Source organism: Pantoea sp. Taur, assembly GCF_009830025.1.
In the GTDB taxonomy this organism is placed as follows: Bacteria; Pseudomonadota; Gammaproteobacteria; order Enterobacterales; family Enterobacteriaceae; genus Pantoea; species Pantoea communis.
In genome coordinates, this window is sequence record NZ_SZZZ01000014.1 from 38,663 (window position 1) to 51,918 (window position 13,256).

10 protein-coding genes are annotated in these 13,256 nt (G+C 56.5%); 6 read left to right on the forward strand and 4 right to left on the reverse strand.

What is annotated here, in order from left to right; all coding sequences use genetic code 11:
• Positions 1-156: 156 nt before the first annotated feature.
• The 5 genes from glpE to malQ all read left to right on the forward strand — a co-directional run bounded on the left by glpE (position 157) and on the right by malQ (position 6,870).
• Positions 157-483 (forward strand): thiosulfate sulfurtransferase GlpE, encoded by a 327-nt coding sequence (glpE, locus tag FD744_RS17845; protein WP_034819693.1) that lies wholly within the window; start codon positions 157-159, stop codon positions 481-483.
• Between the two features lie 32 nt (positions 484-515).
• The gene (gene glpG, locus FD744_RS17850; RefSeq protein WP_034819691.1) at positions 516-1,340 is read left to right on the forward strand and encodes a rhomboid family intramembrane serine protease GlpG; all 825 of its coding nucleotides are present in this window, start codon (positions 516-518) and stop codon (positions 1,338-1,340) included.
• A 41-nt stretch (positions 1,341-1,381) separates the two neighbouring features.
• Positions 1,382-2,140 (forward strand): DeoR/GlpR family transcriptional regulator, encoded by a 759-nt coding sequence (locus FD744_RS17855; protein WP_034819687.1) that lies wholly within the window; start codon positions 1,382-1,384, stop codon positions 2,138-2,140.
• A gap of 187 nt (positions 2,141-2,327) precedes the next feature.
• Complete coding sequence (gene malP, locus FD744_RS17860) at positions 2,328-4,733, forward strand: maltodextrin phosphorylase (protein ID WP_160868892.1); 2,406 nt, start codon at positions 2,328-2,330, stop codon at positions 4,731-4,733.
• Positions 4,734-4,824: 91 nt separating this feature from the next.
• Positions 4,825-6,870, forward strand: coding sequence for a 4-alpha-glucanotransferase (gene malQ / locus FD744_RS17865; RefSeq protein WP_160868893.1), 2,046 nt, complete (start codon positions 4,825-4,827; stop codon positions 6,868-6,870).
• Positions 6,871-6,907: 37 nt separating this feature from the next.
• On the opposite strand, the gene nfuA is transcribed toward malQ, so the two are convergent.
• Positions 6,908-7,483, reverse strand: coding sequence for a Fe-S biogenesis protein NfuA (gene nfuA, locus FD744_RS17870; RefSeq protein ID WP_034819678.1), 576 nt, complete (start codon positions 7,481-7,483; stop codon positions 6,908-6,910).
• Positions 7,484-7,541: 58 nt separating this feature from the next.
• The gene (gntX, locus tag FD744_RS17875; RefSeq protein ID WP_034819674.1) at positions 7,542-8,219 is read right to left on the reverse strand and encodes a DNA utilization protein GntX; all 678 of its coding nucleotides are present in this window, start codon (positions 8,217-8,219) and stop codon (positions 7,542-7,544) included.
• Between the two features lie 34 nt (positions 8,220-8,253).
• On the opposite strand from gntX, the gene bioH reads away from it, so the two are divergent.
• Positions 8,254-9,027 carry a pimeloyl-ACP methyl ester esterase BioH gene (bioH, locus tag FD744_RS17880; RefSeq protein ID WP_160868894.1) on the forward strand — a complete coding sequence of 258 codons (774 nt, stop codon included), beginning with the start codon at positions 8,254-8,256 and terminating at the stop codon, positions 9,025-9,027.
• On the opposite strand, the gene FD744_RS17885 is transcribed toward bioH, so the two are convergent.
• Both FD744_RS17885 and FD744_RS17890 read right to left on the reverse strand, forming a co-directional pair.
• The gene (locus FD744_RS17885) at positions 9,008-10,696 is read right to left on the reverse strand and encodes an alpha-amylase family glycosyl hydrolase (RefSeq protein WP_160868895.1); all 1,689 of its coding nucleotides are present in this window, start codon (positions 10,694-10,696) and stop codon (positions 9,008-9,010) included. The genes bioH and FD744_RS17885 overlap by 20 nt on opposite strands.
• Positions 10,697-10,823: 127 nt before the next feature.
• Positions 10,824-13,154 carry a Tex family protein gene (locus tag FD744_RS17890; RefSeq protein WP_160868926.1) on the reverse strand — a complete coding sequence of 777 codons (2,331 nt, stop codon included), beginning with the start codon at positions 13,152-13,154 and terminating at the stop codon, positions 10,824-10,826.
• Positions 13,155-13,256 lie beyond the last annotated feature (102 nt).

The window sequence follows — 13,256 nt, forward strand, 5'->3', positions numbered from 1 at the left end:
TTGATGCCAGCGCTTAACTCAATAAAAACATTTTTGCGTGATATAGCTAACATTCCTGCAGGAAAAAAAATCCATAGCCATAACTTTTGTCAGGTTATCGCGACGGATTCTCAGGTTAAACTAGGCGCTAATTGTGACGACCTTATGAGAGACACCATGGAAAACTTCGAATGTATTTCGGTTCAGCAGGCTAACGAGCACCTGGCACAAGGCGCGCAGCTGGTGGACATTCGCGACCCACAAAGCTATGCCATGGGCCACGCGACAGGCTCGTTACATCTGTCGAACGACAATCTGGCGGACTTTATCGCGCAGGCGAATCATGAGCTGCCGGTGCTGGTGATGTGCTATCACGGCAACAGCAGCAAAGGTGCAGCACAGTTCCTGTTAGGGCAGGGATTCAATGCCGCGTATAGCATCGATGGCGGTTTTGACGCCTGGCGCGCCGTGTTCCCCTCGCAGGTAGATACTGGTAGCGTCTGAGACGATCACACAAAGGAAGGAGAACCCGCACGATGCGCATCACACAGTTCAACAACCCACGTATGGCGCAGGCGTTTGTGGATTACATGGCAACGCGCGGCGTCACGCTGCGAATTGAGCGCGAAAGCCACTATGTCATTATGCTGGATGATGAAGGCAGACTGGAGATGGTTGAAAACGAACTTGCCCAGTTCGTACGCGACCCTAATCATCCGCGCTATCAGGCCGCCAGCTGGCACACAGGCAGTACCGAAAGTGGCTTGCGCTATGAACGCAGCAACATCTGGGCGAATATTCGTGAACGCGCAGGCCCGCTCACCATGACGATCATGATCGCCTGCGTGGCGGTGTTCATCATGATGCAGATTGTCGGTGATGATGTGGCGCTGGATTGGCTGGCGTGGCCTGCTGACTCCTCACAGTATTTCCAGGTGTGGCGCTGGTTTAGCCATGCGTTGTTGCACTTCTCACTGCTGCACATCCTGTTCAATCTGATGTGGTGGTGGTATCTCGGTGGCGCAGTGGAAAAGCGTATTGGCAGCGGTAAGCTGTTTGTGATTATGCTCATTTCCGCGCTGTTGAGCGGCTGGATGCAGGCCAAATTCAGCGGTGTGCTGTTCGGCGGACTATCGGGCGTGGTGTATGCGCTGATGGGTTATTGCTGGCTGCGTGGCGAGCGCGATCCCGAAAGTGGCATTTATCTGGAGCGTGGTCTGATGGGCTTCGCTATTGTATGGCTGATTATTGGCTGGTACGGCGCTTTTGGGCTGTCGATTGCTAACGCTGCACATGTCACCGGCTTGCTGGTCGGCCTGGCCATGGCGTTTGTCGATACGCGCAATGTGGCTCGTCGGTAGCAGGTATAAAAAGAAAACGGCTCTGAGCCGAGGAGAGAGATGTGAAGCAGACGCAACGTCATGACGCCATTATCGATTTGGTGCGACGCCAGGGATATGTCAGTACGGAAGAGCTGGTGGATCACTTTGAGGTGAGCCCGCAAACCATTCGGCGTGACCTGAACGATCTAGCCGATCAGAATAAAATCCAGCGCCATCACGGCGGCGCGGCGCTGCCTTCCAGCTCTGAAAACACCGCATGGCAGGACCGCAAAATGATGTGGTCAGCGGAAAAAGCGCGCATCGCCGAGCGTGTGGCGAGCCAGATCCCGGATGGTGCCACGTTGTTTATCGATATCGGCACTACGCCGGAAGCGGTGGCGCATGCGTTGCTGAATCACAACAATCTGCGCGTGGTGACCAACAACCTCAATGTGGCGATTTTGCTGATGGCGAAGCCGGATTTCCGCGTCATCATCGCTGGCGGCGAAGTGCGTACGCGGGATGGCGGCATCATGGGTGAAGCGACGCTGGATTTCATCTCCCAGTTTCGCCTCGATTACGGCATTCTCGGCATCAGCGGCATCGATATGGATGGCTCACTGCTGGAGTTCGATTACCACGAAGTCCGCACCAAACGCGCGATAATCGAAAACTCACGCTGCGTGATGTTGGTGGTGGACCATTCGAAATTTGGCCGTAATGCAATGGTGAACCTGGGGAATATGAGCCTGATTGACTACATGTATACCGATCAGACGCCGCCCGCCAGCGTGCTGAAGGTGATTGAGCAACACGAAGTCCATCTCGAACTCTGCTAATCCATCCTGTCGGGGCGGTTGCTGTGCCGCCCGCAGGATGGCATCTGGTTGCGCGCCACGCGTAAATCCACTTTTTTTCCCTCCATCCGCATTTCTCTGTCGCTTTTTTCTTCGCCCCCGGCTTTACTTATCCTTTCTGGTTATGCGCTCGCCCGTCTTTACCGTTAACGGACTCGAAGGGATTGATATGTCGCAGCAAAAATTTAATAAAACACGTTTCGACGCCGCACTTACCCGCCAATGGCAGCACCTTGGACTCACCTCCGCCCAGCAAATGACACCGCATCAGTGGTGGCAGGCATTAAGCCGTGTGCTGACCGAGATGCTCGCCACGCAGCCGCCCGCCACACCGCGCGCAGGCCAACGCCATGTGAACTATCTGTCGATGGAGTTTCTTATCGGCCGCCTGACCGGCAACAACTTGCTGAATCTGGGTTGGTACGACGAGGTGAAGGAAGCGCTGGCAGCGCATCAGGTAGAACTCAGTGAGTTGCTGGAGGAAGAGGTGGATCCGGCGCTCGGAAACGGTGGATTGGGGCGCCTGGCCGCGTGTTACATGGACTCGATGGCCACTGTCGGGCAGGCCGCGATGGGACATGGCCTTAATTATCAGTACGGTTTGTTCCGCCAGACCTTTGACGATGGCCAGCAAAAAGAGGCGCCGGACGACTGGCAGCGCAACAGTTATCCGTGGTTTCGCCATAACGCCGCGCAGGATGTGCAGGTTGGCATCGGCGGCAAAGTGAAGAAAAACAGCGATGGCTCGCTACAGTGGCGACCTAAATTTCATCTTAAAGGTGAAGCCTGGGATTTGCCGGTGGTCGGCTACCGTAATGGTGTGACGCTGCCGTTACGTTTGTGGCAAGCCACCAGCGTGCATCCGTTCGATCTCACCCTGTTCAATGATGGCAAGTTCCTGCAGGCCGAACAGCCCGGCATTGATGCTGACAAACTCACCAAGGTGCTGTATCCCAATGATAATCACGCAGAAGGTAAACGCCTGCGCCTGATGCAGCAATATTTCCAGTGCGCCTGTGCGGTGGGCGATATTCTGCGCCGCCACCATCTTGCCGGGCGCTCGATCCACACCTTGCCCGATTTTGAAGTCATCCAGCTCAACGACACGCATCCCACTATCGCCATCCCGGAGATGCTGCGTATCCTGCTGGATGAGCATCAGTTGAGTTGGGATGAAGCCTGGCACATCACCAGCCGCGTTTTCGCCTATACCAATCACACCTTGATGCCGGAAGCGCTGGAGCGTTGGGATGAGTCGCTGGTGCGCGATCTGCTGCCGCGCCATATGCTGATCATCCGCGAAATTAACCAGCGTCTGAAAAAAATCGTCAAGAAGCAGTGGCCCGGCGATAGCGCGACATGGCAAAAGCTGGCGGTGGTGGCTGATGGACAGGTGCGTATGGCGAACCTGTGTGTGGTGAGCTGTTTCGCCGTGAATGGCGTGGCTGCGCTGCACTCTGAGCTGGTGGTGAAGGATCTGTTCCCGGAATACCACCTTCTGTGGCCAAACAAATTCCATAATGTGACCAATGGCATCACGCCGCGCCGCTGGTTGAAGCAGTGCAATCCGCTGCTGTCGAACCTGATTGATGAAACGTTGCAGGTGGAGTGGGCCAACGATCTGGATGCGCTGGAGTGGCTGGCGCCCTATGCGCGTAAAAAAGCTTTCCGTCAGCAGTTCCGCACCATCAAGCAGCAGAACAAGCTGCGCCTGACTGTATACATCAAACGCGTGACCGGCATTGATGTGAATCCTGATGCGCTGTTCGATGTGCAGATTAAGCGGCTACACGAGTACAAACGTCAGCACCTCAGCCTGCTGCATATGCTGCACTGCTATCGTCAGCTGCGGGACAATCCTGATAATCCCGACTTTGTGCCGCGCGTATTCCTGTTCGGTGCCAAGGCCGCGCCGGGCTACTACCTTGCCAAGAACATCATCTACGCCATCAACAAAGTGGCTGAAGTGATCAATAACGACCCGAAAGTCGGCGATCGGTTAAAAGTCGTGTTTATCCCTGACTATCGCATTACCGCCGCCGAGTTGATGATTCCGGCAGCCGATCTCTCGGAGCAAATCTCGACCGCCGGTTATGAAGCGTCCGGCACCGGGAATATGAAGCTGGCGCTGAACGGCGCGCTGACCATTGGCACGCTGGATGGTGCGAACGTCGAAATCGCCGAAGCGGTGGGCGAGAAGAACATCTTTATCTTCGGCAATACGGTGGATGAGGTTAAGGCGCTCAAAGCCAACGGTTACAGCCCGAAAAAACTGCGCAAGCAGAATAAGTATCTGGATGGATTGTTGAAAGATCTGGAGAAGGGCAAGTTCAGCGAAGGTGATAAGCAGGCATTCGATATGCTGCTCACCAGCCTGACCAAAGGTGGCGATCCCTGGCTGGTGCTGGCCGATTTCGACGCTTATCTCGACGCGCAGCAACAGGTTGAAGCCTTGTGGAAGAACCCGGAAGCCTGGACTAAAGCGGCGATTCTCAACACCGCGCGCACCGGGCGATTCAGTTCCGATCGTTCGATTCGCGATTACCAGCAACGCATCTGGCAGGCCGCGCGCTGATTTCCAGCTCGCTATTGATGGCCGCTCGACATGGTTTCGATAAGGTTTTCGTCGGATACGTATTGATGCGCACTGCACCCAAGGAGACGTGATGACGTTCAGCAAACTGGATCAGGCCGCGCAGGAAGCGGGTATTGCGGTAGATTTTACCAATGCGAACGGTGAGCGGGTGCGCATTAGCGACGACACCAAACGTGCACTGCTGGCGGTGATGAATACGCCGGAAGGTAAAACGCCACCACTGCCACCGGTGCTGGTTTTCACTCCGCGCCGTCCGCGTCAGTGTTGCCCGCAGGGCAAAGGCGAGTTTAGCTGGCAGTTTGAGACCGAACGGGGCAAAACTTACAGTGGCACGCTACAGGCGGGGGAAGCCTTCGCGTTGCCGCCGCGTCTGGCGCAGGGTTATCACCGTTTGACCTTGCGGCAAGGACGTCAGCAGTGGCACTCGCGCATTATTATCGCGCCACGTCGCTGCTATTTATCCGAACCGCTAGCGCAAGGCGACAAACGCTGGGGAGCGCTGGTGCAGCTTTATACGCTGCGATCCGATCGCAATTGGGGGATCGGTGATTTTGGCGATCTTGCGCAAATGCTGGAGCAGATCGCCGCTCACGGAGGCGATTTTGTTGGCCTCAACCCGCTACACGCGCTTTATCCTGCGCAGCCTGACCACGCCAGCCCTTATAGCCCCACCTCGCGTCGCTGGCTGAATATGCTGTATATCGACGTTAATCAGGTGGCGGCATTCGCTCAAAGCGCTGAAGCACAGCGCTGGTGGAAACTCGCCAAAACGCGCAAGGCTCTGCAAGCCGCGCGCGCCACTGACTATGTCGATTATCGAGCGGTGGCTGAGTTGAAAATCACCGCGCTACGCCTGTCCTGGCAGCATTATCAGCCTGAGCAGGAATTCCTGCAATTTGTCGCCGAGGGCGGCGATCATCTGCGCTATCAGGCGGCGTTTGACGGCATTCTGGCAGAACGCAGCGCTCAGCAGGAGAAGGAGTGGGGTTGGGCGTCATGGCCGGAAACCTGGCGCAATGCCCATCAGCCAGAAGTTCAGCAATGGTGTGCTGCACATGAGGACGAGATTCAATTCTGGTGTTGGTTGCAGTGGCTGGCGCAGCAGCAATTTGCCGCCTGCTGGCAGCGTAGCCAGCAGCTCGGCATGACGGTGGGATTGTACCGGGATTTGGCGGTCGGTGTGGCGCAGCACAGCGCAGAAACCTGGCAGGACCCGCAGTTGTATAAGCTGGGGGCTTCGGTGGGGGCACCGCCGGATCGCCTGGGGCCATTGGGGCAAAACTGGGCGTTGCCGCCGCTTGATCCGCACGAGATGCGCGCGCGCGGCTATCAGCCTTTTATCGATTTATTGCGCGCCAATATGCGTGATTGCGGCGCGTTGCGTATCGATCACGTGATGGCGTTATTGCGGCTGTGGTGGATTCCGTATGGTGAGACAGCGGATAAAGGCGCCTATGTGTCATATCCAGTGGACGATTTGATGGCGATTCTGGCGCTGGAAAGTCAGCGCCATCGCTGCATGGTGATCGGCGAGGATCTGGGCATTGTGCCGCCGATCATCGTTCGCATGATGCGCAGCCACGGCATTTTCTCGTGGAAAGTGCTGTTCTTCGAACAGGAGCGCGATGGCCGCTACCGCCAGCCTTCGGCTTATCCTCGACAGTCGATTGCCAGTGCCAGTACTCATGATTTGCCCACGTTGAGCGGATTCTGGCAGGCGGAAGATTTGGCTTTAGGTGAAAAGCTCGGCATGTACCGCGATAGTGTGCTGCACTCCCTGCAACAGCAGCGCACGGCACAAAAGCAGGCATTGCTGGATGCTTTACAGCTGGCGGGGGCCATGCCAGCTCGCAGTCGTCTACCTGCGTTGAAGCAACCGCTGACGCCGGCGATCAATGTGGCGATGCACCGTTACCTGGCCCGCACGGAGAGCGCATTACTGGGATTGCAGCCGGAAGATTGGCTCGGCATGACAATGCCGGTCAACGTGCCTGGCACAGTGGATGAGTATCCCAACTGGCGGCGCAAGTTATGTGTCACGCTGGAAGAGATGTTTGCCGACAAAGCCGTGAAGCAAGTTCTGACAGCGGTGAATGACGGACGCAAAGCGAGGTAGAAATCTGCGGCAGCGCCGGAGCGCTGCCGCAAGAAAATCAATAGTAAGAGTGCTCGCCGCGCTGGTGTTCAGTGAGGTCACGCACACCTTTCAGCTCAGGGAAGGCCGCCAGCAACTCTTTCTCGATGCCATCTTTCAGCGTGACGTCGATCATTGAACAGCCGTTACAGCCGCCGCCAAACTGCAGAATCGCGTAACCGTCATCGGTGATTTCCATCAGGGATACACGACCACCGTGACCCGCCAGCTGTGGGTTGATCTGCGCTTGCAGCAGATACTCCACGCGCTCAACCATTGGCGCATCATCAGACACTTTACGCATCTTGGCGTTTGGCGCTTTCAGCGTCAGCTGGGAACCGAGGTTATCGGTGACAAAATCGATCTCAGCATCTTCCAGATAAGGCGCGCTCAACTCATCAACATAGGCTGACAGCTTTTCGAACTTCATTTCAGTATCAGTGGCTTCTACTGCATCGGGTGGGCAGTAAGAAACACCGCATTCCGCGGTTGGCGTACCCGGATTAATGACGAATACGCGAATTTGTGTGCCATCTTCTTGTTTTGACAGCAATTTTGAGAAGTGCTCTTGCGCAGCATCAGTAATAACGATCATGGCGATTGCTCAATAGTTGACTAAATTACTTGGTTATAATACGCCCAACGCCGACGCTCTACAAGGTACGGCACAGGCAGCCAATATGCACGCTGGCCGCGCCTTGCGCCAGCAAAATGCGGCTGATTTCTGCCACCGTGCTTCCGGTGGTAACCACATCGTCGATGAGCAGGATATGGCGTCCGCGCACCGGCATTTCAAGGGAAAAGGCCCCGCGCAGATTCTTTTTCCGCGCAGAAGCGCGCAACGCATGCTGGACCAACCCCCGCCGTCTGCGGCGCACCCCCGCACGATATTCACAACCTAGCCAGTGTGCCAGCGGCTTTGCCAGCAGCTCAGCCTGATTATAGCCACGCTGCCAGGCACGACGCCGATGTAACGGCACACTCAACACCAAATCGATGCGCGGCGTAAGGTTATCGCGGCGACTATTTAACAATTTTAACAAAAGGAGTCGTGCCAGCATCACTCTGAGTGCGGTTGCCCGAGAAAATTTCAGCTGGATGACCCAATCGCTCAGCGGCGGCAGGTAATCACTCACGCAAGTCAGGCTGTGCCACGGCGGTGGACGACGCAGACAGCGGCCGCACAATCGGGTGCCGCTGGCCGGCAGTGCACAGCAGGGGCAGATCGCGGGCAGCGCCGGGATTTGTTGCACACAGCGGCTGCATAGCCCGTGTCTGGCAATCTGTAATGGCAGGCGGCATAGCCAACACAGGGCAGGGATTGATAGCATAGCGGCCTCTTTTCACTTTTCGGGAGTGTAACCGATGAGTTCGCTTTACTGGCACACCACAGGCACAGGCGATCGCGATCTTGTGCTGCTGCACGGCTGGGGATTGAATGCCGAAGTGTGGCAGAACATTGTTCCACGACTCAGCCCGCATTTTCGTCTGCACCTGGTGGATCTGCCTGGCTTTGGCCGCAGCCAGGGATTTGGTGCACTGACCTTAGCCGACATGGCTCAACAACTGCTTCCACAACTTCCTGAGCGTGCAGTGTTGCTCGGTTGGTCGCTGGGGGGACTGGTTGCCAGCCAGATTGCACTGACGCAGCCTGAACGTGTCACCGCGCTGATTAGTGTGGCGTCGTCGCCCTGTTTTACCGCGCACGAGGATTGGCCGGGCATCAAGCCTGAGACGCTGGAGAGCTTCCAGCAGCAGCTGAGCAATGATTTCCAGCGCACCGTAGAACGTTTCCTGGCCTTGCAAACCATGGGTACGGAAAACGCGCGCCAGGATGCACGTCAGCTCAAAGACGTGGTGCTATCGCAGCCAATGCCTTCGGTCGCGGTGCTGGAGGGTGGGTTGGAGATTTTGCGACAGGACGATCTGCGTACGGCGCTGGATAATCTTGCGCTGCCGTTTATGCGTATCTATGGAGCACTCGACGGCCTGGTGCCGCGTCGCATTGCGGCGGAGCTCGATGCGCGCTGGCCGGCGTCGCCATCGGTTGTGATGGAGAAGGCCGCCCACGCTCCCTTTATCTCTCATCCTGATGCGTTTTGTCAGCAAGTGCAGCAGTTTATCCACGCAGCCACATAAATTGCCACGCAGCCAGTGTCATCGGCTGGCTGCCGTCGATCTTCTCGCCGCTGATCACATCCTGAAAATGTCGCGTCTGTGGCAGATGCGTGGTGACTTCCCGGCTGCTGAGATTAAACACGCACAAGAGCCCGTCATCACTGCCTGGCGCATGTCGTCGCAACATCAGCACGGTATTTTCACTCTCCAGTAGCGTCATCGCATTATCCGGGTGGAACGCACTCTGGCGGGTGCGCAGCTGGATCAATGCGCTGAGTCGTTCATACACCTGCTGACGCAATGGGTCATCGCCGCTGATCCACTGTTCCATTTCACGCAAACTGTATTTCTGGCGATTGATGGCGCGGTTGTGTCCTGCCGCGCGCACGCCTTCATTGTCGTTGCGCGATCCCAGAATACTTTGGATATAGATCGCCGGCACGCCCGGAAAGGCGAGCAGAATGGCGTGTGCCAGCAGGAATCGGCGCAGACGCGTGTCATCGTCATCATTCTGCTGGTTGAGAGCATCGAAATAGGTGACGTTAATTTCGTAAGGGCTGGTGGTGCCATCGGGATTGTTTTTATAAGACACCAGCGCCCCTTCCAGCGCCAAATCTCGCACCAGTGCTACGATCTCCACTTCAGACAAAATACCGCGCGCAGGATTGAGGCCAATGCCATCGTGCGAGGCAAGGAAGTTGAAGAACGTGGTGGTGCCGTTACCGGTGCCCAGCGTGCTGGCCCATTGACGCAGCGCGCGTGCGGACCCTGAATGAATGGCATGGAGCACCAGCGGCGGCAGTGAAAACTGATACACCATCTGCGCTTCGTCGTGCCCGTTACCAAAATAGCTGATGTTGTCCTTGTGCGGCACATTGGTTTCCGTGACGATCACCGTGCCCGGTGCGACTTCGTTAGCGATGGCGCGAAACAGCTTCACCAGCAGGTGGGTCTTGGGCAGGTGAATACAATTTGTACCCGGCGTCTTCCACATATATCCCACTGCATCAAGGCGAACGTAATCGGCGCCTTTGTCCAGGTAATCCAGCAATACGTCGACCATGCGAATCAGCACTTCAGGATTGGCAAAGTTAAGGTCGATTTGATCGGCGCTAAATGTGGTCCAGATAAAGCATGTCTCACCATCAGCCATCTCAAAGGGCGTGAGCAACGGCGAGGTGCGGGGACGCGTCACGGCGCTGAGATCGGTGGCCGGTGGCATGCTAATAAAGAAGTCGTCCCAGCCGGGATCCTGCGCCAGAAAGTGGCGAAACCATTGGCTGTGCGCCGACATATGGTTGCAGACGAAATCGAACATCAGCCGGGTTTCACTGTGCAGCGCTGCGATATGCTGCCACTCGCCACAGAGAGGATTCACCTGGTGATAATCAATCACGGAGAAGCCATCGTCGGAAGAGTAGGGAAAGAACGGCAGCAGATGCACCAGGCTAAAAGTGGATTGCAGATGCTGCTGATAGAAGAGCGAGAAGCTGGCGAGCGTGGGCTGATCGGATTCACGGAACTGATCCGCGTAGCTAATCAGCACCACATCCTTTTCATCCCAGTGGGCTTTGCGTGGCAGTTTAGCGGTATCTCGCGCTGCACGAATGTGGGAAAGCAGACGCTCACGTGCGGCGACGGGGAAGCGGCCTGCGTAAATCTCATCAAGTAGGGCGTTGATTATGTCCATCAGATCGTTGGGCCACGCGGAAGGTCATTTTTTCACACGGATTTTTTCAGCGTAGACGGATGAGGGGATTTATCAAATGTGTACGCGCGGAGCGAAGCTGTCTCCGCGCGTTATTCAGGGCTGGGCGTTAGCGTTTTTTGCCAAATGCTGCTGCCAGCGCATCACCCATCGCGCTGTTACCTGCAGGTGCATTGGCAGGTTTACCGCGTCCTTTGCTGTTAGCGGCGGGACGTGCATTCTCTTTGCCGCTGCTGCGATTATTGCCGCCGCGCGCATTGCTCTCGCCGGGCTGTTCGTCAAGACGCATGGTGAGGGCGATGCGCTTACGCTGCATATCCACTTCCATCACCTTCACTTTGACGATATCGCCCGCTTTCACCACCTGATGGGGATCTTCGACGAACTTGTCTGACAGTGAAGAGATGTGCACCAGACCATCCTGATGCACGCCGATATCCACGAAAGCACCAAAGTTGGTGACGTTGGTGACCGCGCCTTCCAGAATCATGCCCGGGAGCAGGTCGTTCAGCGTTTCCACGCCTTCGGCAAACTGTGCGGTTTTGAACTCCGGACGCGGATCGCGCCCCGGTTTTTCCAGCTCTTTCATGATGTCGTTGACGGTTGGCAGACCAAAACGCTCGTCGGTGAAGTCGCGCGCGTTGAGATCACGCAACCCACCCGGATTGCCCATCAGCTCGCTCAGCGCCTGTTCAGTCGCGGCCAGAATACGTTCGACCAGCGGGTAAGCTTCCGGGTGCACGGTGGAGGCATCCAGCGGGTTATCGCCGTGATTGATGCGCAGGAAGCCGGCGCACTGCTCGTAAGCTTTTGGCCCAAGACGGCTGACTTTCAGCAACTGCTGGCGATTCTGGAAGCGGCCGTTCTCATCACGCCAGGTGACAATGTTCTGCGCCATCATGCGGGTTAAGCCTGCCACGCGCGTCAGCAAGGCGACTGAAGCGGTATTCAGATCCACGCCGACGGCGTTTACGCAGTCTTCCACCACCGCATCCAGCTTCTTCGCCAGTTGGCTTTGGCTCACATCATGCTGATACTGGCCGACACCGATGGATTTCGGATCGATTTTCACCAGCTCGGCCAGCGGATCCTGTAAGCGACGCGCTATGGAGACGGCGCCGCGAATGGAAACATCCAGATCCGGGAATTCCAGCGCGGCCAGTTCCGATGCGGAGTAGACCGATGCACCAGCCTCACTGACAATCACTTTCTGCGCGTTGATCTGCGAGAACTGCTTCTGCACGTCGAGGAAGAAACGCTCGGTTTCACGTGAAGCGGTACCGTTACCAATCGCCACCAACTCCACCTGGTGTTGGATGCACAGTGCTGCCACAACCGATGCGGCTTTCGCCACCTGCCCGGTGTGCGGATAGATGGTGTCATGTGCCACCAGTTTGCCGGTGGCATCCACCACGGCGACTTTCACGCCGGTACGCAGGCCCGGATCGAGGCCCATGGTGGCGCGCATGCCTGCCGGAGCCGCCATCAACAAATCGTGCAGGTTGCGGGCGAATACGTTAATCGCTTCATCTTCTGCGCGTTCGCGAATGGTGCCCATCAGTTCGGTTTCGAGATGCAGCAGCACTTTGATGCGCCAGGTCCAGCTCACCACCGCTTTACGCCAGCTGTCTGCCGGAGCATTGTTCAGACGCAGTTGCAGGTGATCGGCGATCAGCGTTTCACCGTGGCTTTCGCGCGGCGCTTCTTCGAATTGTGGATCGGCGTTCAGAGAGAGTTGCAGCACGCCTTCATTGCGACCACGGAACATCGCTAGCGCACGGTGAGAAGGAACGGTACTGAGAGGTTCGTGGTGATCGAAGTAGTCGCGGAATTTCGCGCCTTCTTCCTCTTTACCTTCCACCACACGCGCTACCAGATGCGCGTTTTTCCACAGATAATCACGCACTTTTGCCAGCAGCGTGGCGTCTTCGGCAAAACGTTCCATCAGGATATAACGTGCGCCATCCAGCGCTGCGCGCACATCGGCGACGCCTTTATCCGCATTCACATAGCTTGCAGCCAATGACTCGGGTTCCTGAGAAGGATCGCTCCATAGCGTTTCAGCCAGTGGCTCCAGGCCCGCTTCGATGGCGATCTGCCCACGCGTGCGACGTTTCTGCTTATAAGGCAGATACAGATCTTCCAGTTCAGTTTTGTTCAGCGTGCCATTGATGGCCGTGGCGAGTTCTGGGGTGAGTTTGCCCTGCTCGTCGATGGATTTCAGAATTGACTGGCGGCGATCTTCCAGCTCACGCAGATAGCCAAGGCGGCTCTCCAGCTGACGCAACTGGGTATCATCCAGCCCACCGGTCACTTCCTTACGATAACGTGCGATAAACGGCACGGTGTTCCCTTCATCCAGCAAGCTTACAGCGGCGTCAACCTGGTCGGCGCGAGCCTTCAGCTCACTTGCGATAATCTGGCTCAGTGAATCTTTCATCATCATTAACAATGCTTACACAGGGTTGGAAAACAGGGGACAGTTATACGGATTGGGGCGGCAAATTGCCAGCCGGGGACAGGTGAATCCGTCTTTTTCTGA

Bases quoted from the DNA above. Each gene is read 5' to 3' on its own strand.
- glpE (WP_034819693.1), top strand. From the start codon at position 157: ATGGAAAACTTCGAATGTATTTCGGTTCAGCAGGCTAACGAGCACCTG.
- glpG (WP_034819691.1), top strand. From the start codon at position 516: ATGCGCATCACACAGTTCAACAACCCACGTATGGCGCAGGCGTTTGTG.
- malP (WP_160868892.1), top strand. From the start codon at position 2,328: ATGTCGCAGCAAAAATTTAATAAAACACGTTTCGACGCCGCACTTACC.
- malQ (WP_160868893.1), top strand. From the start codon at position 4,825: ATGACGTTCAGCAAACTGGATCAGGCCGCGCAGGAAGCGGGTATTGCG.
- nfuA (WP_034819678.1), bottom strand. From the start codon at position 7,483: ATGATCGTTATTACTGATGCTGCGCAAGAGCACTTCTCAAAATTGCTG.
- gntX (WP_034819674.1), bottom strand. From the start codon at position 8,219: ATGCTATCAATCCCTGCCCTGTGTTGGCTATGCCGCCTGCCATTACAG.
- bioH (WP_160868894.1), top strand. From the start codon at position 8,254: ATGAGTTCGCTTTACTGGCACACCACAGGCACAGGCGATCGCGATCTT.
- FD744_RS17885 (WP_160868895.1), bottom strand. From the start codon at position 10,696: ATGGACATAATCAACGCCCTACTTGATGAGATTTACGCAGGCCGCTTC.
- FD744_RS17890 (WP_160868926.1), bottom strand. From the start codon at position 13,154: ATGAAAGATTCACTGAGCCAGATTATCGCAAGTGAGCTGAAGGCTCGC.